29 protein-coding genes are annotated in these 21803 nt (G+C 43.4%); 18 read left to right on the top strand and 11 right to left on the bottom strand.

Going from position 1 to position 21803, the window contains the following annotated elements; translation table 11 throughout:
* Positions 1 to 37: 37 nt before the first annotated feature.
* Positions 38 to 271, bottom strand: coding sequence for a hypothetical protein (locus E2491_RS04540; protein WP_134373388.1), 234 nt, complete (start codon positions 269 to 271; stop codon positions 38 to 40).
* A gap of 110 nt (positions 272 to 381) precedes the next feature.
* Here E2491_RS04540 and E2491_RS04535 point away from each other — a divergent pair, with 110 nt between their 5' ends.
* Entirely contained in the window at positions 382 to 936 is a 555-nt protein-coding gene (locus E2491_RS04535) for a histidine phosphatase family protein (protein ID WP_134373386.1), read from the top strand.
* A gap of 25 nt (positions 937 to 961) precedes the next feature.
* Here the strand turns inward: E2491_RS04535 and E2491_RS04530 are convergent, their stop codons facing one another.
* Entirely contained in the window at positions 962 to 1222 is a 261-nt protein-coding gene (locus E2491_RS04530; RefSeq protein WP_134373384.1) for a hypothetical protein, read from the bottom strand.
* 217 nt (positions 1223 to 1439) lie between these two features.
* On the opposite strand from E2491_RS04530, the gene E2491_RS04525 reads away from it, so the two are divergent.
* From E2491_RS04525 to E2491_RS04515, 3 genes are all read left to right on the top strand, one after another.
* Complete coding sequence (locus E2491_RS04525; RefSeq protein ID WP_134373382.1) at positions 1440 to 2219, top strand: nucleotidyltransferase domain-containing protein; 780 nt, start codon at positions 1440 to 1442, stop codon at positions 2217 to 2219.
* Entirely contained in the window at positions 2194 to 3021 is an 828-nt protein-coding gene (locus tag E2491_RS04520) for a GNAT family N-acetyltransferase (protein ID WP_134373380.1), read from the top strand. Before E2491_RS04525 ends, E2491_RS04520 begins: the two co-directional genes overlap by 26 nt.
* A gap of 130 nt (positions 3022 to 3151) precedes the next feature.
* Positions 3152 to 4363 carry a Bcr/CflA family multidrug efflux MFS transporter gene (locus E2491_RS04515; protein WP_134373378.1) on the top strand — a complete coding sequence of 404 codons (1212 nt, stop codon included), beginning with the start codon at positions 3152 to 3154 and terminating at the stop codon, positions 4361 to 4363.
* A gap of 104 nt (positions 4364 to 4467) precedes the next feature.
* Here the strand turns inward: E2491_RS04515 and E2491_RS04510 are convergent, their stop codons facing one another.
* Positions 4468 to 4833, bottom strand: a complete 366-nt coding sequence (locus E2491_RS04510; protein WP_134373376.1) for a VOC family protein — start codon at positions 4831 to 4833, stop codon at positions 4468 to 4470.
* Between the two features lie 304 nt (positions 4834 to 5137).
* On the opposite strand from E2491_RS04510, the gene E2491_RS04505 reads away from it, so the two are divergent.
* Positions 5138 to 5704, top strand: a complete 567-nt coding sequence (locus E2491_RS04505; protein ID WP_166805784.1) for a DJ-1/PfpI family protein — start codon at positions 5138 to 5140, stop codon at positions 5702 to 5704.
* Positions 5705 to 5715: 11 nt separating this feature from the next.
* Here E2491_RS04505 and E2491_RS04500 read toward each other — a convergent pair whose 3' ends face one another.
* Positions 5716 to 6393 carry a CPBP family intramembrane glutamic endopeptidase gene (locus E2491_RS04500; RefSeq protein ID WP_134373372.1) on the bottom strand — a complete coding sequence of 226 codons (678 nt, stop codon included), beginning with the start codon at positions 6391 to 6393 and terminating at the stop codon, positions 5716 to 5718.
* An 88-nt stretch (positions 6394 to 6481) separates the two neighbouring features.
* On the opposite strand from E2491_RS04500, the gene E2491_RS04495 reads away from it, so the two are divergent.
* Entirely contained in the window at positions 6482 to 7222 is a 741-nt protein-coding gene (locus E2491_RS04495) for a MerR family transcriptional regulator (RefSeq protein WP_134373370.1), read from the top strand.
* Here E2491_RS04495 and E2491_RS04490 read toward each other — a convergent pair.
* Positions 7202 to 7714 (bottom strand): RDD family protein, encoded by a 513-nt coding sequence (locus tag E2491_RS04490; RefSeq protein ID WP_134373368.1) that lies wholly within the window; start codon positions 7712 to 7714, stop codon positions 7202 to 7204. The two genes, E2491_RS04495 and E2491_RS04490, sit on opposite strands and share 21 nt — an antisense overlap.
* 9 nt (positions 7715 to 7723) lie before the next feature.
* Positions 7724 to 8239 (bottom strand): dihydrofolate reductase family protein, encoded by a 516-nt coding sequence (locus E2491_RS04485; RefSeq protein WP_134373366.1) that lies wholly within the window; start codon positions 8237 to 8239, stop codon positions 7724 to 7726.
* A 77-nt stretch (positions 8240 to 8316) separates the two neighbouring features.
* Here E2491_RS04485 and E2491_RS04480 point away from each other — a divergent pair, with 77 nt between their 5' ends.
* The gene (locus tag E2491_RS04480) at positions 8317 to 9216 is read left to right on the top strand and encodes a helix-turn-helix transcriptional regulator (RefSeq protein ID WP_166805783.1); all 900 of its coding nucleotides are present in this window, start codon (positions 8317 to 8319) and stop codon (positions 9214 to 9216) included.
* Positions 9217 to 9288: 72 nt separating this feature from the next.
* Here the strand turns inward: E2491_RS04480 and E2491_RS04475 are convergent, their stop codons facing one another.
* On the bottom strand, positions 9289 to 9750 hold the full coding sequence (locus E2491_RS04475) for a GNAT family N-acetyltransferase (RefSeq protein WP_134373362.1): 462 nt from the start codon (positions 9748 to 9750) through the stop codon (positions 9289 to 9291).
* A 238-nt stretch (positions 9751 to 9988) separates the two neighbouring features.
* Positions 9989 to 10654 carry a haloacid dehalogenase type II gene (locus E2491_RS04470; protein ID WP_134373360.1) on the bottom strand — a complete coding sequence of 222 codons (666 nt, stop codon included), beginning with the start codon at positions 10652 to 10654 and terminating at the stop codon, positions 9989 to 9991.
* 126 nt (positions 10655 to 10780) lie between these two features.
* Between E2491_RS04470 and E2491_RS04465 the strand changes: the two genes are divergently transcribed.
* Together E2491_RS04465 and E2491_RS04460 are read left to right on the top strand one after the other, a co-directional pair.
* Positions 10781 to 11176: a YhfM domain-containing protein gene (locus E2491_RS04465; RefSeq protein ID WP_134373358.1), complete on the top strand. Its 396-nt coding sequence runs from the start codon at positions 10781 to 10783 to the stop codon at positions 11174 to 11176.
* A gap of 13 nt (positions 11177 to 11189) precedes the next feature.
* Positions 11190 to 11480, top strand: coding sequence for a hypothetical protein (locus E2491_RS04460; RefSeq protein ID WP_134373356.1), 291 nt, complete (start codon positions 11190 to 11192; stop codon positions 11478 to 11480).
* Positions 11481 to 11825: 345 nt separating this feature from the next.
* Here the strand turns inward: E2491_RS04460 and E2491_RS04455 are convergent, their stop codons facing one another.
* Positions 11826 to 12014 (bottom strand): hypothetical protein, encoded by a 189-nt coding sequence (locus E2491_RS04455; protein WP_134373354.1) that lies wholly within the window; start codon positions 12012 to 12014, stop codon positions 11826 to 11828.
* A gap of 173 nt (positions 12015 to 12187) precedes the next feature.
* Between E2491_RS04455 and E2491_RS04450 the strand changes: the two genes are divergently transcribed.
* The 4 genes from E2491_RS04450 to E2491_RS04435 all read left to right on the top strand — a co-directional run bounded on the left by E2491_RS04450 (position 12188) and on the right by E2491_RS04435 (position 15560).
* A complete protein-coding gene (locus E2491_RS04450) occupies positions 12188 to 13219 on the top strand; it encodes a beta-carotene 15,15'-monooxygenase (protein WP_134373352.1) in 1032 nt (343 codons plus the stop codon).
* On the top strand, positions 13212 to 13904 hold the full coding sequence (locus E2491_RS04445) for a DUF2306 domain-containing protein (RefSeq protein WP_134373350.1): 693 nt from the start codon (positions 13212 to 13214) through the stop codon (positions 13902 to 13904). Before E2491_RS04450 ends, E2491_RS04445 begins: the two co-directional genes overlap by 8 nt.
* 16 nt (positions 13905 to 13920) lie before the next feature.
* The gene (locus tag E2491_RS04440) at positions 13921 to 14925 is read left to right on the top strand and encodes a phosphotransferase enzyme family protein (RefSeq protein WP_134373348.1); all 1005 of its coding nucleotides are present in this window, start codon (positions 13921 to 13923) and stop codon (positions 14923 to 14925) included.
* Between the two features lie 152 nt (positions 14926 to 15077).
* Positions 15078 to 15560, top strand: a complete 483-nt coding sequence (locus tag E2491_RS04435; protein WP_134373567.1) for a divergent PAP2 family protein — start codon at positions 15078 to 15080, stop codon at positions 15558 to 15560.
* On the opposite strand, the gene E2491_RS04430 is transcribed toward E2491_RS04435, so the two are convergent.
* Positions 15557 to 16570: an HAAS signaling domain-containing protein gene (locus tag E2491_RS04430; RefSeq protein ID WP_134373346.1), complete on the bottom strand. Its 1014-nt coding sequence runs from the start codon at positions 16568 to 16570 to the stop codon at positions 15557 to 15559. The two genes, E2491_RS04435 and E2491_RS04430, sit on opposite strands and share 4 nt — an antisense overlap.
* Positions 16557 to 16904, bottom strand: a complete 348-nt coding sequence (locus E2491_RS04425; RefSeq protein ID WP_134373344.1) for a PadR family transcriptional regulator — start codon at positions 16902 to 16904, stop codon at positions 16557 to 16559. Before E2491_RS04425 ends, E2491_RS04430 begins: the two co-directional genes overlap by 14 nt.
* A 157-nt stretch (positions 16905 to 17061) precedes the next feature.
* On the opposite strand from E2491_RS04425, the gene E2491_RS04420 reads away from it, so the two are divergent.
* From E2491_RS04420 to E2491_RS04400, 5 genes are all read left to right on the top strand, one after another.
* Positions 17062 to 17895, top strand: coding sequence for an SDR family oxidoreductase (locus tag E2491_RS04420; RefSeq protein ID WP_134373342.1), 834 nt, complete (start codon positions 17062 to 17064; stop codon positions 17893 to 17895).
* 430 nt (positions 17896 to 18325) lie between these two features.
* The gene (locus E2491_RS04415) at positions 18326 to 19003 is read left to right on the top strand and encodes a response regulator transcription factor (protein ID WP_134373340.1); all 678 of its coding nucleotides are present in this window, start codon (positions 18326 to 18328) and stop codon (positions 19001 to 19003) included.
* Positions 19000 to 20391 carry a sensor histidine kinase gene (locus E2491_RS04410; RefSeq protein WP_134373338.1) on the top strand — a complete coding sequence of 464 codons (1392 nt, stop codon included), beginning with the start codon at positions 19000 to 19002 and terminating at the stop codon, positions 20389 to 20391. Before E2491_RS04415 ends, E2491_RS04410 begins: the two co-directional genes overlap by 4 nt.
* Entirely contained in the window at positions 20388 to 20939 is a 552-nt protein-coding gene (locus tag E2491_RS04405) for an SCO family protein (RefSeq protein ID WP_134373336.1), read from the top strand. The genes E2491_RS04410 and E2491_RS04405 overlap by 4 nt, the downstream gene beginning before the upstream one ends.
* A gap of 94 nt (positions 20940 to 21033) precedes the next feature.
* On the top strand, positions 21034 to 21555 hold the full coding sequence (locus E2491_RS04400; RefSeq protein ID WP_134373334.1) for a FixH family protein: 522 nt from the start codon (positions 21034 to 21036) through the stop codon (positions 21553 to 21555).
* The last annotated feature ends 248 nt before the right edge of the window (positions 21556 to 21803 follow it).

Here is a 21803-nt window from a genome sequence, read left to right as displayed (position 1 = left end):
GGAAACCTCCAAAAAGGGGGTTTCCGTTGTTTTTGATTTACCAGTATGGGTATCCGCCGTACCCGTATCCATATCCATAAGGAGGGAACAAAGTCGTGGCCAACAGTCCGCCTGCAAGTCCTCCAAGGAATGGAACGCCCCAGTACGGACGAGGTCGGTAATATGGACGCCAATAAGGTGGCCGGTTGTAGTAAGGGCGTCTAATAGCGTCTTGATCGAATGAGCGGGAATAATCAACGGGATAGCTGTAAAACGAATCATGCTGATTCATAAATCATCCTCCTCGAATGGAATTCTCTATATCATACGCACAGGTATTCTGAGCGGGTGGGTGAATGTCATGTGCTATGAAAAATAAAGTGAGTTGAGGGGTACTTATTCATGAAAGAGCTTTATTTAGTCAGACATTGCGAAGCAGAGGGACAGGAACCGGAAGCTGATTTAACAAAGCGAGGACACTTACAGGCCGAACGTTTGGCTGCTTTTTTTGAAAAAATTGACCTGCATATGCTCATTTCCAGTCCGTTTGTCAGAGCAGTAGAAACGGCAATGCCAATCGCGAAACTGAAAAAGTTAATTGTTAAAGAGGATGAGAGGCTGTCAGAAAGAGTGCTGAGCAGCGGGGATTTACCAGACTGGATGGATCGGCTGAAAGCGTCTTTTGCAGATCCTGAGCTCAAGATGACTGGTGGAGAGTCAGCTTCAGAGGCGGCGAAACGTGGCTGGGAAGTGATAGAGGAAGAGGCCGGAATAAGCGGTACAACCGTTTTGGTCACGCATGGTAACCTGCTTGCGCTCATCCTGAAGAATATAAATCCTGAAACCGGTTTTGATGAATGGAGAGCATTATCAAATCCCGACGTATATAAACTCTGTTATGAAAACAATAGCTGGGCTTTTTCACGCGTCTGGACAGAAAAAGCGGCTGCTGAATAACTCAGCAGCCACTTTCATGTCTGTCTTATGAAGACATATAAATAATACTTAATCCAATGGTTGAGGTAATCAGGAAGCTTGCATAGCCCACCCATTGCATAAATGTTGAGGCTCCGGTTTTTTGGATGTAGGCGCGTGCAACGTCCGTGGCCAGCCAGAAGAAAAACAAAAATGAAATCGCAAATATTCTAGGTTTTGGTGTTTCATTCAGGATATAGGTATAGCCAAGGACGCCTGCCACAACAAGTGCCGCCTGTATCAGAATCAATTTACGGTTGATTTTCATGGTGCGCATCCCTTTCTTATCACTCAGTTCCGAAGCGTAAGCCTGGTCACTGCTGAACTATTATACTGACACTTTTTAAGATTATCAATGCGAAAGGTGAACTAAATCGGCTTTCGGGACTGAGAATCTCCCCCGTAAAGTAGTCATCATATTACATGTTGTGTTATTATTTTACAATAAAACACTTAAGAATCAAAATTTTTTTTGGGGAGCAAAGATGGTGAATTTACCGGAGGAATTAAAGGGGTATCTGGATCAGCTGCTGACTCAAATAGCATTTGAGCTGCCGGAGTACATTGAATCGGTTTATTTATATGGTTCTATAGCCACTGGCAGCTATGTTAAGGACAGCAGTGACATTGATGTTGTTTTTGTGATAAGTAATCATATAACTGTGGATCAGGTACGCCATGTGCTGAGTCCGTTCCTGAATATGAAACATGGGAAGCAGCTTGACGGCATGTTTATACATAAAGATGATCTTGGAAAAATGAATCACGAGCTCGCTCCTTATCCTTATGTTCATAATGGAAAAGTGAAGGAGGGGTATTGGGACATCAATGCCATTACATGGTGGATGATGGCTAATCAGTCAATTTGCATTTATGGTCAGCCTCAGCCAATCAAGGTAAGCAGGGAGGATGTAGAAAGGACCCTCTTGTATAATCTGGATCATTACTGGGCGGGTAAGAGTAAAACGATTTTCTCTTTTATTCGTGACGGTGATTTCGCATTTGCGATGGCGACCGTCTCGCGAATCGGTTATACATTTGAGACAGGAGAGATTGTGTCAAAAAGAGGTGCGTTAATTTGGATGAAAGACCGTTCGGATGTTCAATGGGTGCGTTTGCTGAAAGAAGCTGAATCTATTTTAAATAATAGAAGATCCGGTTACTTTAGCAAAATCTACAGGGCTTACCAGTGTAAAAAGTTTGTGAAGGAAATCATTCATTACGATTGGAGGAAAAAAGATGATCAGCATTCAAACGTTTCATGATATTGAATCTTTTAAAGGGGAGGCTGTGCCATTTCTTTTAAAGCAGGAAGCCGAAAATAATCTGATTCTCGGACTGACGATGGCACTTAAGATGGAATCAAAGCCGTATCTCATGGCGAAGGTTGAGAAGGATGGGGAACCGGTCATGTTTATGCTGCAGACGATTCCTTCACAGGCGATCCTCTCTCTGCACACAGGTCTTGACCAAAATGACTTAAATCAAGTCGCTGATTGGCTATCTGACCAACAGGTGCCGGGTCTAGTCGGTGAAAAAGAAACGGTCCTGACGATTGCTGACTACATAAAAGATAGAGGAACTGCGTATGACATGAAAATGGATCAGCGTATTTATAAGCTGACTGATGTTGTGGATCCGAAAAGTGTATCTGGAGAGCTTGAGCAGGTGGAAATGGCGGATTCGGAGCTCGTTGTTGATTATTTAACTGATTTTCAGAGCCATGTTCCTGAGCCCACAACACCGGAGGAAATACAAATGGCTGCTTTACGCATGATTAATGAGGGACGTCTATACGGCTGGCGGGATCATGAAAAGCTGGTTTCCGTTGCGGTGATCTCAAGACCAACTGTTCACAATGCAAACATTGCATTTGTCTACACGCCACCTGAGCTCAGAGGTCGTGGCTATGCCTCCAACTGTGTGGCGGAGCTCTCTAAAAAAGCGCTAAAGCAATACGATACACTAACACTCTATACAGACATGGCTAACCCGACATCTAATAAAATTTATATGGACATCGGTTACGAGCCGGTATGCGATTCAGTGATGGTGTGGTTTCGGTAAGGAAATGAACAATAGAATTTCAGACAAATAATAAACAATCCCTTAAAGCAGTTGTATAGGTAAGTTTACGTAAGAGGTGTATAATAGACTCCGTGCTTCGTGAATCGAATGATTGAAAGGCAGGATGAATATGAACACCCTTACCGGTTCAAAAAGGACCCGCCTTGCGCTGCTTCTGGGCTCGCTGGGTGCGATGGGTCCGTTAACGATTGATATGTACCTTCCTTCCTTTCCAACGATTGCATCTGAACTTGGTACCTCTGCTTCCTCAGTTCAACTCAGTCTGACAGCCTGTCTGCTTGGACTCGGAATTGGACAGCTGATCATGGGGCCAATGAGTGATGTACATGGAAGGAAGCGTCCCTTAGTCATTGCCCTGATTGCTTATGCAATTGCTTCTTTTGCGATTGCGTTTTCACCCAATATTTATTTCCTTATTGGCGCCCGTTTTCTCCAGGGATTTGCTGCGTCAGCCGGGATTGTCATTTCGCGGGCGATTGTTCGTGACTCTTACAGCGGCAGGGAACTGACCAAGTTTTTTGCATTGCTGATGCTGGTCAGTAATCTGGCGCCGATCCTTGCACCAATTGCAGGAAGTACGGTGCTGTTATTTACAAACTGGAACGGTATTTTTGTCGTTTTAAGTATCATCGGCATACTGTTATTCTTTTTAATTACTTCAAGGCTGGAAGAAACGCTGCCGGAAGAGCGACGCGTTCCGAGTAATATCGGACAGACGCTGAAAAACTTTCAGTCTCTTGTGGCGGATCGACAGTTCCTTGGCTACGCCTTGGCTCAAGGATTTATGATCGCAGGTGTATTCGCTTATGTGTCAGGAACACCTTTTGTGTATCAGAATATTTACGGCGTATCGCCGCAGGTATTCAGCTATTTATTCGGATTAAACGGAATCGGTCTGATTATCGGAACACAGTCAGTCGGACGTCTGTCACATAAGGTATCTGAACGTCAGTTCCTGCTCTATGGCTTAAGTCAGGCGGTGACTGCAGGTGCTGTTCTGACTGTTGCGGTTCTTGTAAATGGTCCGTTTATCGCGATTGCCATTCCGCTATTTTTCTTCGTCATGTCAATCGGGATGGTGGCTACCGCTTCATTCTCCCTTGCGATGCAAACGCAGGGGCACATTGCAGGAAGTGCATCTGCATTTCTCGGAATGCTGCCGCTCGTGCTGGGTTCACTGACTGCACCACTTGTCGGGATTGCTGGAGAGGACACGGCTGTGCCGATGGGGCTGATTATTTTAACAGCCAGCCTGTTGGCGCTCGGAGCCTACTTTGGACTGGCAAGACGTGCTGAAAAGAAGACGGATGAATTGGTTTAAAGATGGGGTTGTATGATGACTTTATTAGTTGTCACAAACCGTCTTTAAAAGAATTCTTGGGTATGTTACAAGTTAAACACGCTAAAACCCCCTGATTTAAATAATCAGGGGGTTTTTAGCATTTCGCATATCTCATGCACATTGCCAAAGGGGTCTACAAAAGCGGCATACTTACTAAAGCTGTTTTGGTTTGGCTTTGTATGTAAAAAGGTGATGTCTTTCTCAAGCATTTCGTGCATCTTTTGGTCAATGTCGTTAACTTCAAAAACAAACACAGTGCGCGCCTCATTTGAATAATCTCCGGGTGAAGTATTTTTTTCTGCCAGATAGCAGTGAACCTCTGTTCCGAAAGCATTGAAGGCGAGGTGATAGTCATCTTGTTCAAGCAGCTTCCAATCCAGCAGATCCCGGTAAAATGAGATGGCCCTTTCAAAGTCAGTGACGAAGATAGTCAGCATTTTAAGCTTCATGTTGTTGAGCTCCTTTCCTATGCTCGTATCTACTATTTACAAAAGCGATCATCGCAAAGAAAAATAGTGTTGAATTGATCCAGAGAACCAAACCTATGTACTCATTATCAAAGAATGTATGATTAATGAGAAAAACAAAGTGCATCGCGGCAGTTATGCTGAAGATTAAAGTTGAATACTTCACAAAAACACCTCCGTTACGTAGATATTCTATCACAACACTCATTGTATAAAGATAAACGAATCCAAAGATGGATGTATCTGTTAATATTAAATCATCTATTTAGAGGGAATGGGGACAAATATGAGGAAAATGCTGCTGTTTTTATTTGAAGGGTATTGTGAATTTGAAGTGACTGTTGCGATTTCTATGATCCGGAATGAGGTGGAGGTCGTAACCGTTGCTTCTGACCGTTTACCTATCCGGTCAGAAGCAGGTCTTGTCACGATACCGGATTTAAGCTTAAATGAAGTCGCTCACAGGGAGTATGAGGGGATCATCATTCCTGGTGGCGATCTAAAACCTGTTGTGGATATGCAGTCAATCTATGACCTCACGGCTGATCTTTACACAAATAATAAAATTGTCGCCGCCATTTGCAGCGGTGTTTATATCCCGGCAAAGGCCGGCGTATTAAAAGGACAGACCTACACCGTTACTTTATCAAGAAAACAGCGGGATTTCCTTGAAAGCTTTGAGGAAACCGGCTTTGTATATGAACCGGTTGTTCAAACGGGGAACCTCCTGACCGCGCAGGGACATGCCTACGCTGAATTCGCTGTTACACTTGCTGAGATGCTGGGAGTCTCCAGTGAAAACAAAGCCGCATTTTACTCAGGCAAGAGGAATGTGATGATGGAGAAAAATTAGAGTCTTACAGACTATCCAAGTAAGAATGTTAAGATAACAGCCAAACCGTTAAAGCTGGCGTGAACAATCATACTGCTGATAATGGACCCGGTGCGTTCGTAAACCCATGCAAAGATGATTCCGCTGATAAAGTTGATCGGAAGCGTGTTATAGGTAGGGATATGGACCAGCGTGAAAATAGCTGCACTGATGATCAGTGACGGATAAAGTGTCAGCCGCTGCCTTAGCCAGGTATAAATAAATCCTCTGTAAAAGAGCTCCTCATAAATGGGAGAGAGGACCGCGGCTGATAGAAAAGCCAGCACAAACATCATGATTCCTTCGTTTTGAAGGCTCTCTGTTTTCGTGTTTGAGCTTCCGATTCCTGTTAGCTCCAATAGAACCACGTAAAGGATTCCTAAGAAAATATTAATCAGTGTCCATTTAAAAACGAACAACCATTGGCTTGTGTGCATTTTCTTCAAGCCGAGGCTGGCCCATTGAAGAGATTGTTTTTTTATAACACCAAAGATTAGAAAAAAGATGATTAAGCAGGTAAGAATCAATCCCATTAACAGCCCGTGAGACAGATCGTGGTCAACGAACTTTCTCAATGTGTCTGCTGCGTATGTATCAACAAAGAACGGGATGAAGATCAGTGCCAGTATGAGAGCATAGGTAAAGGATGAAGCCGTCATTTTCTGTTCCATGAATGTACCTCCAAAGTTAAGATACCTTCACTATAGAAGATGACGTTACGTCACCTGCAAGAAATAATTTCAAGGATAGGGGAAAAAGATGAAAACGACAGGAGAAGTTTCCAAACTGTTTGATCTGACTGTCCGAACACTTCGCTATTACGATCAGATCGGACTGGTTAAGCCGACATCTACAGATCAAGGGGGGAGAAGACTTTATGACGATAAGGTTTTGATTGAATTGCAAAAAATATTATTGTTGAAAAGAATGGGGCTGCCGTTAGATCAGTTAAAAACAATCCTGCAGGAAAAGTCTATTCAATCCATTCTGGCGGCTCACATGTCGATGTTAAGAGAAGAAAATGAAGTAATGAATAATAAGATTCGTCACACTCAATCGCTTCTTCACGATTACGAGCTGACTGGGACTGTAGAGTGGCAAAAACTTTTGACGCTAGTCAAACAGGAAAATGAAGATCGGAAATGGGAAGATTATTTTACGCCTGAGGAATCAGAAATTCTTGAGCATACTCTTCCCAAATTGGAAAACGGGGATCCACTGACAAAAAAGTGGATTCACATGGTCAAAAGGATTAATTTATACATAGAAGCTGGAGTTAAACCTGAATCTTCGCTTGGCATTCTTCTTGCCGAGGAAGTGGAGTCTTTATCAACAGAAACATTTGGTGATAACGAAGCTCTGGCAGAGAAATTCTGGGAAGTGAGAAAATCTGAAGAGCGTTCCTCTCAAATGGGGCTTTACCCAATCTCTGCAGAAACGACCGGATTTTTGGAGAGAGCTTTTCAAGCGCTCGACCATTCATTTCCTGACAACTCTTGACCGCGTCAAAAGATCATATAATGTCTGCTTTTTTGAAGTAAATAAGGCTGTTAGGATATAAGTAAACATGAGTCCATAAATGGTGATGCCAAGGATAGTATAAGAAACGGGCATTGGTGAATCACCAAGTAACACCAGGCGGTAAACGAGGAAATGCGAAAGCTCCCACGGCAGGAATTTCAAGAGGACCCTTATAAATGAGTGCAGAAAAGTGAGCGGTTGGCCATGATGGTCAACCGCTTGAATGTTTGTTTTTCTCTTTCCGAATGTCTGCCCGACAAGACGGGAGTCAGAGACAGCGAAGTATAGTGATACGGGCAAAGTGACGATCAGAAAACCGGCCAGCTGATTACGCCACGGCCCTCCGCTGAATAATGCTTCGATCTGCATAGGGAAAACAAGGTACAAACAGAAGATGAGTACCAAATAAAATAGAATCAATAAATAATCCAACAAAAACGCTTTTCCTCTAGTCAGTATAGTTACCGGCACATCATCACCTCATTTTTTCATGTAGTGAAGCATCGTAATCTGATTAAACTGCTCAACTTTAGTCAGCTTCAGTTCTGTAAAGGCTGTTCCTTTTGGAAAAAGGGGAATCCCGCTTCCTAACACAACAGGAATGATGGCGATCTGAAATTCGTCAATTAATTGATGTTCAAGACAGTGCTTAACGAGTTCTCCGCCGCCGACAATCCAGACATCGCCGTTGTGTTTTTTCTGTAATTCCGGCAGTAATGTCTTCAATGACCCTGATGTAAAGGTGACATTCGGATCCTCTTGTTGTGTTCGGGAAAGCACATAAGAAGGACGGTCAGGATAAGGGAAATCATCTGTCATCTCCATTACTTTCCGGTAGGTGCGATTGCCCATCACAACGGATGAAATACTGTCATAAAACGCCTGATATCCATTGTCACCAAGACCTTCTGCTGCTTCAAGCCATTCCAGTGAATCATCCTCCTTTGCAATCATTCCATCCAGACTTATCGCGATATATAATTTGTTTTTATGCATGATTGATCACTCCTTTTGATTTTAGTTTATACTTCAATTATGACAAAATGTGTCGTAATTGAATGGAGTTGAATGAAATGAATGAACGTCAATTGACTATGATGAGAATGCTGGATCCAGGCCGTTCCTTTACAGCCCGTGAGTTGGCAGAGAGATTTGATGTATCTGTCAGAACGATTCAGCGTGATCTTGATAAACTGCAGGAACTTGGTTATCCACTGTATTCGGAGCCTGGCAGGTATGGTGGTTATCGTGTTTTACCAAACCGGATTATGCCCCCTTTGCAACTTAATGAAAACGAGGCGCTCGGTTTATACCTGATCATGAATACTTTTCAGCAAATACCGGACCTTCCGTTTGGTCAGATCCGTTCTTTTTTAGCAGAAAATTATTTCACTGAGCTTCCCGCATCGACACGTGAGAAGATTAGAAGAGTTGAGAAAAAGGTCGTGTTTAAAGCGTCCTCGGTAAACAGGGAAAGCAAATGGACGACAGTGATTTTGGAAGCAGCCCTTGAACAGCGAGAACTGAAGTTGACCTATGAATCAGCAAAAGGAATCTCAAAACGTTCAGTTTTTCCTATTGGTTTATATTTCGACCAGTCCTGGTATATGCCTGCTTTTTACCGGGAAAAAGTTTTGCTATTCAGAGTAGATCGCATTATCAGTGCAGAATGGGGAGAGAATCAAAAAGATGATTTGCCGACTTTGATCGATTGGCTTGCTTTTCCTGAAAACCGTGAAGAGGTGAAGGTTGTATTATCTTTTACTGATGAAGGTGAGAGAAGAGCGAAAGCAGATCCTTTCTATCAGGATGTGAAGGATCGCCGATGGGAAGGTGGGGTGCCGCTGGAGGAACTGGATTTTACGGCAACAGGTCTCCTGAGTTATGGTCCTCATGTCAAGGTTGAGGAACCAAAGTCATTGGAAACAAAGCTGAAAATGCTCTATCAAAAAGCACTGGATCAATACGATTGAATCCGGCATCTGTAATGGTATAAAAAGAGCCCGAATGATTATCCGGGCTCTCAGATTTATCAATAGAATCGTTTATACATGTTTATTTATATCTTTAATGACAGCCATTTCCCGTCCAAACCGATCGCCATGATCGATAAATCCCAGGCTGGCATATAAGTGATGTGCGCCTTTATTTTCCGGATGATAACCTGCGATGATTTTTGTGACATCCGGGAGCTTAAGCATTTCGTCAATCATTAATTCCGTTGCAGCTTTTCCTGCACCCCTGGCCTGATATTTCTTATCGATCATGATTCTGTAGATCCAATGCCCATCAAGCTTTTCTTTTTCGGAATTAAACATGACAAACCCTGCTATTTCATCCTCGATTAAAATGGCGTAAGTCTTTAGAGATGGCTGGAATTTCGACTGGGCAATGGAGATTGCATTGGATTCAATAAACGCCTCTCGATCCTCATGAATGTTTAATTGACAGCATTCATACCAGTTATCCTCATTCAGCTCTGTAAGTTGTACAATTTGACGATCCATCATTTTCCCCTTTCAAATGTCGGGAAACGTTAAACAACCCTCATTATTTAAACGTGTACCCCTTGTTTTTAAAGCTGTAAAAACTATTTCCCATTATGAACGCCCCCCTGGTTAATAATCGATTCACTTACAGGATGATTATACCATTATGATGGGTCAGCTTTTAAGAAAATCAGGGACTCGTACATAAAAAACACAGAGACTCAGCCTGACGTCGCTGTGTTTATTTGAAAATGATTTAAACCCACTTCAATATCCCGCTCAAATCTCTATACTCAGCATCAGGCTCAAGCTGCAATTCTTCAACAGGCAGTCCATTACGGTTGATCCATGCTGTGTTGAAGCCGAAGCTTTTGGCACCTGAAATATCCCATCCGTTAGATGACATGAATAGCACCTCTTCACGCTTGACCCCGGCTTTTTGAAGAGCATGAAGATAAGCTGCAGGTGAAGGCTTATACTGTTTGATTTCATCTGCACTGATGACATCTGTAAAAAGCGGACCGAGTCCAGAATAATCGATTAATGGCCGTAGCATGTTGTCTGAACCGTTTGAAAAGATGATCAGTTCTTTATCCTGAAGTCTCTTCAATACATCTGACACTTCATCATAATGAGCAAGCTTACGGTATGCATTCAGCATCTTTTCAAGTGCTTCTGCAGATATGTTTTGCCCGTTTTCTTTTACGGCATAAATAAGCGAGTCACGCGTAACATGGTCAAAGGGCTTGTAGCGATCCATGATTTGTCTCATGAAAAAATACTCTACCTGCTTTTTACGCCAGGTCTGGCTGATCGCTTGACCTTTTTCAGGAAAATACTGCTCTAATTCCTCCATAACTGAATGAACATCAAATAATGTTCCGTAGGCATCAAAAATAAACGCTTTAATCACTGGTTTCATGTTCATCGCTCCTTTATCCGTTTTTTATTCCCGGTATTTTCAAAAATAACCCAATAGTCCCGAAACTTCTGTTAAATGATAACGTCTATACTGATAAGAGTACAAATGAAGGAGTCTATTATCAGCATGAGAAAACCAGTCATCATTGCCTTCGTCTTGTTTTTTGGTTTAGCAGGAATGATTTTGGCATCAAACACATTTGAAAATAGCGATACAGCCGTGATCCAGTATTGGGAAGCGGATCAACAGTCTTACGGGAAAGAGCTGCCACTTGAAAATCAACAGGACATTGAAGAATTGACGACCATTTTAAATAACGCAGACCATCGAAGCAGACAGTCTGAAATGGCTACATTCGCTGACGTAAAGGTGACCTTTACATATGAAAACGGCGATCAGGAAAGTGTTTATTTATGGGAAGAAAGCGGACGCTTTACACGGTTCACAAGTTCTGAACGAAACGGAACGTATACAATAAATGGCTCCAAAGCAAAAGACACACTAAGTGAGATTCTGCGTTAAAGGAGGAATCGGCATGTCTGTTAGGAAGCGTGGAATGGCAAGTATCTGGTTGGGAATTTTGTCGGGGTTACTGGCTTTAAAGGGATATCTGGTTATGCAGACGCTTAAAACAGTAGACGGAGCAGGGATTGGTATTACCTTTTTAGGATTTGAAGTGAACGATCGTGTCCTCACATCCGAGATCATGAGTTATGCTTATGGTTTCTGGATTGTCAGCGGGACCGTTCTGCTCGTTGCCATGATCCTTGCGGGAAGCATCAGACCGCAAAAGCTTAAAGGAATAAAAACGCCTGAGTCTGTTTGATTTCATCTTGTTTTTTCACCCTATTTTCCATTTGAAGTGACGATCGTGGAAATTAACATCAATAGTGCCGGGGACACCCGAAGACTCCTGCGGCAGAGAAGCGACAGGTGAGACAACGTAGCGCGAAGCGCAAGTTGGCTCACCGCGCGGCCGCGGAAAGCGTAGGATGTTCCCGGCACGGTTTATGTCCAAACCATGAATTAATCAAAAACGCCGGAGTTCCGTTCAACTCCGGCGTTTCTTCATTTATCCTTCATTTTCATAAACGCAACAGCAATTGCAGCCATTATATCTCCGGCAAGTGTGAATAAAGCAGCCAATTCATAACCCCCATTATAAAATGATTTATACCGGTTCTTCATCATCTTTTGATTTACTGGCGTATTGCCAGAGAAAATACACGATCCATGCGCCGATGACTGGAGACATTGCTAATAAGCTCCGGCTTTCGGGCAGAATATACAGCAGAATAATACTTAATATAAATGTTGGGAGTACGAGCATTAGATATTTCACTTTGGGATCCATCATCATGTTTCCTCCTCTTATATAAAATTATTATAACATTTTGACAATGGTTTTGCGAACGTTGAAAAGTAAGCGTTTTCATGGAGAGTAATCTGTTATGAAAAAATTCACACATAATTACCACAAAATACATATTGATATGTTCGGATTAGATTATAATGGTAAAAGGGGTGGGATTAATGGTACTGAGACAAAGTGCTTTTTCAAAGGTTGCGTTAGGTTTATTGCTGGCGTTATTGCTGACAAATGCTCTTCTTTATCAGCCCGGTATTCAAAGTGCGTTTTCTTATTCACTTGATTCCTTTGTTGTACTCGGGTCGCTGTTTGATTTAATGATTGTGATGCCATTGTTGGCATACGCTGCATTCAGAATAACGAAAAAGCATGCTTTTCTCCTTGCGGCAGGCGGATTGATTTTAGCGAATGTTTTAATTCCTAAGGAACATGCCTTATTTATTGCACCTGTTTTATATACAGGGCTGGTACTGGAGGGCGTCCTGGTTTTAGTGGAAATTTCTCTGCTTGCAGTCGTTTTGCGGAAGATCCCGCTAATAAAAAGGAGTATGCGTGAGCTGCATGCACCGGCTATTTATACAGCTTTACCTGCTACCATCAAACATGCAAAAGACGTTCCGATTATTCGTGTATTTGTGAGTGAATGTATCCTGTTTTACTATGCTTTTAGGACGTTCAAAAAGAAATCGCCCTCTCATCCCGGTGTTGTAACGATACATAAAAAAACAAGTGCAGTGGCGATTAATATGATGTTGATTCATGCCATTATCATCGAAACAGTCGGAATCCACTGGTGGCTTCACGGTAAATGGCCGATCATCTCAATGATTCTACTGATATTAAATATTTATTCAATTATTTATTTTATCGCTGATACACAAATTACACGGCTTGTCCCCATCGAAGTCAAAAAGGGCAGACTATATGCAGCTAAAGGGCTAAGGCAGCAGTTGGTCGTATCTTTAAGTAATATTGACCGCTTTGAGAAAGCAGATGGTGATGAAAAGGATATCATATTATTTGCCAGCCAGGACTTTGAAGCTGTGACACCGCAATATATTCTTTATTTTAAAGAGCCTGTCAGTGTTACTTTATTTTATGGGAAAAGAAAAACCATTCATGCAGCTGCTTTTCGTGTGGATGAACCTGAGAAATTTGCAGGTTTGCTTCAGGAAGGCGGCGTGAGTCATGTTTGATGTAGTGAAGGTTTTACATATCATCGGTGGATTTTTTGCGCTGTTTACGTTTCTGATTCCTGTTGTGACGCGTAAAGGTGGGAAGGTACATCGTCTCGCAGGCTGGGTCTATACAGCCGGAATGGGGATTGTAGCTATAAGTGCTTTCTATATGGGCGCTGCGAGGTTAGTGGATCCTGAGAGCTCACCGGAATTGATCTCATTTTCTGTTTTTCTATTATTTATTGCTGTGCTGAGCAGCTCAACAGCCTGGTATGGATTGCGGGTTCTCAAATTTAAAAAGAGATTGGTCGTACATCGTCATGCTGTGGACTTAGGTTTTTCTTTTGCGCTTCTTTTATCTGCAGCAGCTACTTCTATCTATGGCTTTATGATCGGTTCGTCCCTATTATCGTGGTTTCCTGTCGTCGGGATTGCATTGGCGTTTGTACAGTTGAACTACTGGCTGAGAAAACCGGATGAGCGGATGCACTGGTGGTATGAGCATCTTGGCGGGATGCTGGGCTGCTCGATCTCCACGATTACGGCTTTTACTGTGTTTGGCGCACCGCGTCTGTTAAATATTGAATCTGTCAGCCTTTTGTTATGGTTTTTACCTACCATTTTGCTGACGCCTGTTATTATTGGGATGACGGTATACTATAAAAAGAAATTTTCTGCACGATCAGTATCCAGTGCAGCCTGAAATGGAGGTCTTTTAAATGGAAAAGGAAGTTGAACGTTTATTTTCAATGGCGCTTTTAGAAGAGGCTGCTCAGCGATATGGGGCAACGGCTGCTGATGCGAAGAATCTGAACGGTTTTGAGAATTATGTGTATGAAGTGAAGGTGGGGGATGAAAGTAAAGTTTTAAGATTGACCCATTCCACTCACCGGACAAAAGCACAAGTTGAAAGTGAGCTTCGCTGGATTAACTACCTTCATGAGCAGGGGATCAATGTCTCTCTTGTCCATCAATCATTACATGGTCAGCTGGTTGAAGAGTTTGAAGTCGAAGGGTCTTATTTTTTTGTATGCTTATTTGATAAAGCACCTGGAAGCTCAGTCAAATTGGATAGTCCGGAGCTGGGTACGTCTTTGTTTGAGAAATGGGGAGAGATTACGGCTGAACTTCATCTGGCTGCGGAGAACTTTAATACGTCAGAGATTGACCGTCCGCACTGGTATGAAGATGATCTGATTGAGCTTGAAAAATATCTGGATTCGTCAAAGGATCAGAAAATCATTGATGAAAATCGTGAGCTGGTCCAGGAGATTCTGAAGCTTCCATCAGCACCTGACGCTTACGGGCTGATTCATTCAGATATACATACGGGAAACTTCTTCTATCATGAAGGAGACATTCATTTGTTTGACTTTGATGATACGGTGTATTTTCACTATGCAAGTGATATTGCGATTCCGCTGTATTATATGATTCTATTGAAGTACCGTGACCTATCTTTAGAGGAGCGCTCAACACATGGGAGAGCCTTTTTGCAGGATTTTTTAAGAGGTTATGAGCGGAAAAGAAAGGTCGAACCCGAATGGATTGAGAGACTGCCGCTGTTTCTTAAATTGCGAGACTATACATTGTATGGCGTATTGCATAAGAAAGTGGATATCGAACATGCAGGAGAGCGGGAAAGAGCACTTGTAACAAGCCTTCGCGATCGTCTGATGAGAAATGAACTCATTGTGGAACTGGATTATCAGGAGATTTTATAAAATTTTTTTCAAACCGTACACGCCCTGACCAGGATGTGTACGGTTTGTTTTTGTCGATTTGCATCATGAAATTTAGTTCTTTAGAGCATAATTTTAATCAGGAAGGGTATGAATCATAACAGAATGTTTGGAAGGACAGGAGGAGTACAATGATGAATAGAGGGATTGTGACCTCGCTTTCTGCTATTGGTATTGCGCAGGCGCTGAAGATTGTCACACATAAACGTGTTACGGGTAAATGGGATTGGCGGCCGCTCGTTCAGACAGGTGGAATGCCAAGTTCTCACTCAGCTGGTGTGGCGTCTCTGGCTGCTTATGTTGCGGCAAACCGGGGTACCCGCCATATTGAGACAGCACTGGCGATTGTCTTTGGCTCAATCGTTATGTATGATGCGCAGGGGGTCCGCCGTCACACAGGTGAGATTGCCCGCCTGGTGAATGACCTGGAAGATCACATGGGTGTGATCGCAGATGATTATCCAAGTTTGAAATACGAAAAGCGTGAAAAGGAATTGAAGGAACTGCTTGGCCACCAGCCGCTTGAAGTGCTGGCAGGGGGCGTTTTCGGTGTGGTATATGGAGTGGCCTCAGCCCTTCTTGAAGATAAAAAGCATGGAAAAAATCCGCAGCGTTAAATTGCTGCGGATTTTTTTGTGCCTGGCGGTTTGATAGATTTTCTGCTTTTTGAAAAGCCTTCATAGGAATCAATGATACTGGAAATCAAGATAATGACGATCGTTGTCCAGATGGCCCAATTAATCGAGTTAGTGGCTCCAATTGCTGAGCCCCCGAACAAATCTGATAAGAATGAAGCAAGGTCCGGGTGAAGGATGTTTGGGTTAGTCAGGAATACAATCGCTGTTACTGTCCAGATCAGGTTATATAATGCGTTGAAAACAGCAAGTCTGTTAGTCCATACCTTTACAGCCCATTTATAACAGGTCATGGCAATTTCTGCTGCAATAAAGATAATAACAACCGGCAGATACAACCGGAGGATTTCTTCATTAAATATTGGCACTGTCATGTTCCCGTTGATATAAATCCCGATCAGGGAGGAAGCGTTGAAATAGGCGGTTGCCCAGACTGCTGTCCAGATTAGGTTCCCAATTAACGATGTTCTGGAAATAGTCCGTTTCGGAAGGGCTATTTTTTTCAATTCATCCGGTGTCCATTTTGATAGAGGCGCTGAATCCTTCACCGCGCCGCTTCGTTCAATCATAAAGAAGACAGCAGTGATCCAGAAGAGTACCTGAACGGCAACACTGAAAATGCCTGCACCAATGGAAAGAATGGCATCAATTAATGTATTAATGACGTTTGTATTTCCTGAAAATGCTGTGATTTCCCCTATGATGATAGAGATCGTAATGACTGATAAAGCGATTGGCATGGTAATTTTTAATACTGACACGTACGAAGGAAAAAGACCTGGACCGATCAAATGCATGGGGCGGTCTGCATACCGTGCAGCCAGAATCATCGGATCACCCATTCTTGCAAGTGTGTCCTTTACTTCCTGTTCAGTCGGATGCTCGGGAAGCATATCAGAGATGATCGAATTCAGCTCAAGACCAATATCATGACGGTTCTTTTCGGGAAGACGGCGTGTGACCTCATACACATAGGCATCAATCAGATTCATGATCTTCTTCCTCCTTTAAAAGGGTGGTTAAATCCTCATTCATTCTGAACCATTCAGTCTTTAACTGCCGGAATACTTCATGACCGTAGGAGCTTAATTCGTAATATTTCCTCGGACGGCTTTCAGTCGTATCCCACTCGCTTGTTACCAGCTCCTGTTTTTCAAGTCGTCTAAGCAGGGGGTAAAGGGTGCTCTGGTCCATCTGTATGCTTGCGGCTTCAAGTCTTTGCACAAGGGAGTACCCATATTGTGGTGTTCTGAGCTGACTTAAGACGGCCAATGTCAACGTTCCGCGACGGAGTTCCGTGGTTAAAGAGGGTACAATTTCAGCCATTTCATCACCTCTTGTTCTTATACTGTTTATTATACAGTATAAGTTAACATACATCAATAGGTGATATTTAAACTATAGAGTTGGCGCTTTAAAATCACCATATCTCTAAGCCTTTGTTATAATGTAACCAACGTTTAGACGGGGAGGTTTTTGGAAGATGAAGGTTGCACTCGTAACAGGAGCCAATTCAGGTATGGGGCTTGCTACAACGGTTGAGCTTGTCAAAAAGGGCTATCATGTTGTCATGATGTGCCGTAATACGCGCCGTGGAAAAGTTGCCTGGATCTCGGCAAAGGAAAAAACCAGATCTGAAGAATTAACGTTAATGTATGGCGATCTCGGCTCTCTTGAGAGTATCCGGGAATTCGCTGCTGAATTTAAAAAGAAGTTTTCCAGACTGGATGTTCTGGTTAATAATGCAGGTGTTGTCGCGGTGAAAAGACAGCTGACGGATGACGGCTTTGAATCGCATCTCGGCGTGAATCATCTCGGGCACTTTCTGCTGACAAATCTTCTGCTGGATGAACTGAAAGCAGCAGATCAGGGCAGAGTTGTAACGGTCAGTTCCGGCGCGCATAAATGGGGGCGCATCGACTTTGATGATCCTCACTTTGAGAAAGGGTACAGCGTAGCAAAAGCGTATGGGCGTTCTAAGCTTGCCAATATTCTATTTACAAAAGCACTGGCAAAAAGGCTTGAAGGAACGAACGTAACAGCCAATGCTGTGCATCCCGGTGCAGTCTCAACCAACCTGGGTGTGAACAGAAAAACTGAATTCGGCCGCGGTGTTCATAAGGTGCTGAAGCCGTTTTTCCAATCCGCTGAGGAAGGGGCAGAAACAACTGTGTATCTTGCTTCAAGTCCTGAGGTGGAATATGTAACCGGCAAATATTTTTATAAAATGAAAGAAGTCGATGTATCAAAGGACGCTGAAAACGAATGGCTCGCAGAAGAACTGTGGGGCTGGAGTGAAGAGCGTACCGGTTTATAATAAGACAATAGAGGCCGGAGTCACATGATGTGGCTCCGGTTTATTTATTCTATGTTTGACGCGAAAAGGGTCTTATTGGTTGCGGGCGTTTGTGCTTCGCGGGATTCCATCACTGCGGTCAGTTATTCATTCGTTTGAAAATTTAATTCCCTCTTATAAAAAAAGGATTCCTTCTTTCTGGAAATTAATTCGATCACATGAAAGCGTGGTGGACTTTTTCCCTTCATTGCAGTGCCTTAATTCCTTCATTCAAAATCATAATTCCCTCACTGCAAACGATGATTCCATCAATGCCATCAGCCCCTATATGCCGCGAAGCAAAAATAACATACAGGCAAAGCCTCCGCCGCGTTAAAACACCAGACTTCACCTGAATTTCACACAAAGCTGATACAATGGAAGAAAATGATTGAAAAGGCGGGGCATTTCGATGGTGAAGGCGGTCGTTTTGGTAGTGGAGGATGAACAGCCGATGCGTGAGCTGATCAGCTCCTTTTTACGCGATGACGGATATCAGGTATTAGAGGCGGGTGATGGAGCAGCGGCTTTGCAGGTCCTGACGCAGCATTCACCCGATTTAATCATTGCGGATATTATGATGCCGTTTATGGACGGATTTGAATTGATAAAAGAAGTAAGAAAGTCATCTGAGCTGCCTTTTATTTTCCTCTCTGCACGAGGAGAAGAGTGGGATAAGGTGAAGGGATTGCGTCTTGGTGCGGACGATTATATTGCCAAGCCGTTTCATTCCGGGGAGCTGATTGCCCGGGTGGAAACGGTTCTTCGGCGTGCAGGAAAACAGCTGAAGCTCAATATACTGAAAGCGGGAAAGATTGAGCTGGATCCTGAGTACAGAGAGATCATGAATAACGGCGTTCCTGTCACGCTAACGAAAAAAGAATTCGATCTGCTTTCTCTGCTGCTGCAGGAAAAAGGAAGAACGGTTTTAAGAGAACGGATTATGTTTGCTGTATGGGGACCGGATTATCCAGGATCTGACCGGACGGTAGATACGCACGTGAAGACATTGCGCATGAAGCTCGGCAGTCAGGGAGAACTCATCAAAACAGTGAGAGGTACAGGGTACAGGCTGGAGGATTCTCAATGAAGCAGTTGAATTTCAGCAGAAAAATCCTGTTGCTTTTGCTTGGAAGCATTGCTGTGACGCTGATCAGTGCATTTATATTCCTTCATTTTTCTTATCGTGACTTATATTTAACGACTGTGAGAGAATCTGTGGAATATCAGGGACAGCGGACTGCTTCTCACTATCATTCCGGTGAGCTGTCTGAGGAAATCATTGAAAAAATTCACTGGTATAATGTCGTTTCTGAATATGAGGTCCTTGTGGCTGATAATCTGGATGAATTGAATACATCCTTTCCATATCAAATAGGGGATGAGAGGCTGATTGAGGAGGGGGATCGCGCTTATCTGGAGAGCGGTCGCTCCATTATGAAAGAAGGATATGTGGAGGCGTTTAACCGTGAAGTGATCGGGGCGGTGTATCCGATTACAGATGGAACGTCGCCCGTCGGTTATATTTATATTTTTGTTCCCCTTGAAGGACTTGCGCAGGTGTTTGGCAGCAGTATTCCATGGCTGATTGGCATGGCACTGGTTTTCTTTTTGCTTATCAGTCTGCTGGTGAATCAGATCAGAAAATCATTATTTAAACCGCTGCTGGCGATTCAGGATTTTTCTAAAAGTGTCTCGATGGGCAGCTATCACCAGCGTCTTGAAGTCAGGCAGCTCGATGAAATCGGTCAGGTTTCACAGGCGCTGAATCAAATGACTCAAACGCTTGAAGTAGAAGAGGAGCGCAAAAAAGAATTTTTGTCCAACATTGTTCATGAGGTAAGAACGCCGCTTACCTACATTCAGGGCTATACGGAGCGGCTGAAAAAAGCGCCAGAGGCTGAAAAAGAGGTGCTTTTATCCACAATTGAAAGTGAGGTCGGGAGGATGAATCGTCTTCTGTCAGATTTGGTGGAGCTGAACCGTCTTCAGGAAAATCAGCTGACGTTTGATCTTCAGCCGATCGTTGCGGCAGAACTTTTATACGAAACGCTTGGACTTTTCTCTATTTTAGCGAAAGAACGCGGGCTGACTTTTGAGATAGAGGCTGATGAAGAAGTGATCATGCTGCAGGATGAAAAACGGCTTCAGCAGGTGTTTTATAATGTCATCGAAAATGCAGTGAAATATTCACCGGAAAACACGGTCATTCAGCTCGCATTAAAAGAGGATCTGGATGTCGTGCGTTTTGAAGTAACCAATGAAGCACGATTAACAAAGGCTGAAAAGCAGCGTATTGGAGAACGCTTTTACCGGGCAGATCGGGATCGCAACAGAAAAACAGGTGGAACAGGACTGGGTCTTGCGATTGTAAAAGAAATCGTCCGGGTACAGGGTGGCCAATGGCTGATTGATGCAGATGTGGATCAGCTGTTTACCGTTCGGATTATGCTCCCGAAGGAAGGAATTGCACAATGAAAAAGTGGATATTGATTTTAACCGTTCTATTATTAACAGCATGTGGCGGGGAGCCTGAAGGGGATCCTGTCAGTGCCTTCAGTTTTACTGATCAGCATGGCAATGAGTTTGGAACAGAACAGCTTGCAGGAAAGGTCTGGATTGCCGATTTCATTTTTACGAACTGTGATACGGTTTGTCCGCCGATGACCTATAAAATGGCTGATATACAGGCACAGCTTGAAGAAGAAGGACTGGAGGCTGAAATCGTATCCTTCAGTGTAGATCCTGAAATTGATTCTCCTGAGGTGCTGCAGGATTATCTTGCTCAGTTCACAGACAATCAGGACAACTGGCATGCGCTCACCGGCTACAGCCAGGCTGAGATTGAACGTTTCGCGCTGGATGAATTTCAGACACTTGTCAATAAACCCGAAAATACCGATCAGGTGCTGCACGGCGTGACATTTTACGTGATGGATCAGGAAAGCCGGATTGTAAACGAGTATAACTTTACGGAAGAAGACGTCGTGGATAAAATCATTGCTGATGTCAAACGCATACAGTAATTATAGACAATCTGTGAAGAGTGAAGGCATTTCACTTACATTTCACACAAGGGGTCTATAATAAAAGTATCGTTAAATAAAGGAGATTTTTTGAATGAAAAAATATTCATTTTTACTAATTGGTGCTCTTATCATGCTGCTGGCAGCCTGCACAGAGGAAGAGGCCGTCATCAATAATGAAACACCCCAAATGGTCGAGGTAGATATTCAGCTGCCGGATTCAATTGAAGAAAACACAGTAGTCCCACTGCGCGCTGAGATTACGCAGGGTGGTGAGCCGGTAGAGGATGCTAACGAGGTTCTGTTTGAAATCTGGAACGATGCTGCCGGAACAGAGAGTGTCCGTCATGAAGCTGAACATGTAGGTGACGGCATTTATGAACTCGAGCACACGTTTGAAGAAGTGAGTGTCTATACGATTCAGGCACATACAACAGCGCGTGATATGCACGTCATGCCCAAAATGCAGTTTAACGTTGGAGAGCCTACTGAAGAACAGATCGAGCAGGCGGCTGTAAATGCAGAAAATCAGGAAAGTAACCATATGCATGGAGAAGATTCTGAAGAGCATAGTGAAGAATCACATGATGATTCTGATGAAGGACACGATCATTAAAAAGCGAATCTATTAGGTATGATTTGGTTGAATATTAAGGAACATAAAAAGTGCAGGGGACATCCGAAGACTCCTGCGGCAGAGAAACGACAGGTGAGACAGCGTAGCGCGAAGCGCTAGCTGGCTCACCGCGCGGCTATGGAAAAGCGGAGGCGGGCGTTTAGGGACGTACAAACTGGACTGGCCTCGACGAAGATAAAGGAAACACGGTGAACGAAGTGAACCGATGTTGACTTATCGAACGAGAG

The sequence above is a fragment of the Jeotgalibacillus sp. R-1-5s-1 genome, from assembly GCF_004405105.1.
GTDB lineage: Bacteria > Bacillota > Bacilli > Bacillales > Jeotgalibacillaceae > Jeotgalibacillus.
Note: the sequence above shows the minus strand (reverse complement) of the source record. Positions and strands in the feature narration are given on the sequence as shown.

Excerpts from the sequence above, each read along its gene's own strand:
- E2491_RS04510 (WP_134373376.1), bottom strand. The coding sequence starts at position 4,833 with ATGAAGCTTAAAATGCTGACTATCTTCGTCACTGACTTTGAAAGGGCC.
- E2491_RS04450 (WP_134373352.1), top strand. The coding sequence starts at position 12,188 with ATGGTACTGAGACAAAGTGCTTTTTCAAAGGTTGCGTTAGGTTTATTG.
- E2491_RS04405 (WP_134373336.1), top strand. The coding sequence starts at position 20,388 with ATGAAAAAGTGGATATTGATTTTAACCGTTCTATTATTAACAGCATGT.
- E2491_RS04530 (WP_134373384.1), bottom strand. The coding sequence starts at position 1,222 with ATGAAAATCAACCGTAAATTGATTCTGATACAGGCGGCACTTGTTGTG.
- E2491_RS04465 (WP_134373358.1), top strand. The coding sequence starts at position 10,781 with ATGAGAAAACCAGTCATCATTGCCTTCGTCTTGTTTTTTGGTTTAGCA.
- E2491_RS04500 (WP_134373372.1), bottom strand. The coding sequence starts at position 6,393 with ATGGAACAGAAAATGACGGCTTCATCCTTTACCTATGCTCTCATACTG.
- E2491_RS04480 (WP_166805783.1), top strand. The coding sequence starts at position 8,317 with ATGAATGAACGTCAATTGACTATGATGAGAATGCTGGATCCAGGCCGT.
- E2491_RS04460 (WP_134373356.1), top strand. The coding sequence starts at position 11,190 with ATGTCTGTTAGGAAGCGTGGAATGGCAAGTATCTGGTTGGGAATTTTG.
- E2491_RS04435 (WP_134373567.1), top strand. The coding sequence starts at position 15,078 with ATGAATAGAGGGATTGTGACCTCGCTTTCTGCTATTGGTATTGCGCAG.
- E2491_RS04540 (WP_134373388.1), bottom strand. The coding sequence starts at position 271 with ATGAATCAGCATGATTCGTTTTACAGCTATCCCGTTGATTATTCCCGC.
- E2491_RS04410 (WP_134373338.1), top strand. The coding sequence starts at position 19,000 with ATGAAGCAGTTGAATTTCAGCAGAAAAATCCTGTTGCTTTTGCTTGGA.
- E2491_RS04520 (WP_134373380.1), top strand. The coding sequence starts at position 2,194 with ATGATCAGCATTCAAACGTTTCATGATATTGAATCTTTTAAAGGGGAG.
- E2491_RS04425 (WP_134373344.1), bottom strand. The coding sequence starts at position 16,904 with ATGGCTGAAATTGTACCCTCTTTAACCACGGAACTCCGTCGCGGAACG.
- E2491_RS04535 (WP_134373386.1), top strand. The coding sequence starts at position 382 with ATGAAAGAGCTTTATTTAGTCAGACATTGCGAAGCAGAGGGACAGGAA.
- E2491_RS04505 (WP_166805784.1), top strand. The coding sequence starts at position 5,138 with ATGAGGAAAATGCTGCTGTTTTTATTTGAAGGGTATTGTGAATTTGAA.
- E2491_RS04525 (WP_134373382.1), top strand. The coding sequence starts at position 1,440 with ATGGTGAATTTACCGGAGGAATTAAAGGGGTATCTGGATCAGCTGCTG.
- E2491_RS04400 (WP_134373334.1), top strand. The coding sequence starts at position 21,034 with ATGAAAAAATATTCATTTTTACTAATTGGTGCTCTTATCATGCTGCTG.
- E2491_RS04515 (WP_134373378.1), top strand. The coding sequence starts at position 3,152 with ATGAACACCCTTACCGGTTCAAAAAGGACCCGCCTTGCGCTGCTTCTG.
- E2491_RS04420 (WP_134373342.1), top strand. The coding sequence starts at position 17,062 with ATGAAGGTTGCACTCGTAACAGGAGCCAATTCAGGTATGGGGCTTGCT.
- E2491_RS04475 (WP_134373362.1), bottom strand. The coding sequence starts at position 9,750 with ATGGATCGTCAAATTGTACAACTTACAGAGCTGAATGAGGATAACTGG.
- E2491_RS04470 (WP_134373360.1), bottom strand. The coding sequence starts at position 10,654 with ATGAAACCAGTGATTAAAGCGTTTATTTTTGATGCCTACGGAACATTA.
- E2491_RS04485 (WP_134373366.1), bottom strand. The coding sequence starts at position 8,239 with ATGCATAAAAACAAATTATATATCGCGATAAGTCTGGATGGAATGATT.
- E2491_RS04445 (WP_134373350.1), top strand. The coding sequence starts at position 13,212 with ATGTTTGATGTAGTGAAGGTTTTACATATCATCGGTGGATTTTTTGCG.
- E2491_RS04415 (WP_134373340.1), top strand. The coding sequence starts at position 18,326 with ATGGTGAAGGCGGTCGTTTTGGTAGTGGAGGATGAACAGCCGATGCGT.
- E2491_RS04440 (WP_134373348.1), top strand. The coding sequence starts at position 13,921 with ATGGAAAAGGAAGTTGAACGTTTATTTTCAATGGCGCTTTTAGAAGAG.
- E2491_RS04430 (WP_134373346.1), bottom strand. The coding sequence starts at position 16,570 with ATGAATCTGATTGATGCCTATGTGTATGAGGTCACACGCCGTCTTCCC.
- E2491_RS04455 (WP_134373354.1), bottom strand. The coding sequence starts at position 12,014 with ATGATGATGGATCCCAAAGTGAAATATCTAATGCTCGTACTCCCAACA.
- E2491_RS04495 (WP_134373370.1), top strand. The coding sequence starts at position 6,482 with ATGAAAACGACAGGAGAAGTTTCCAAACTGTTTGATCTGACTGTCCGA.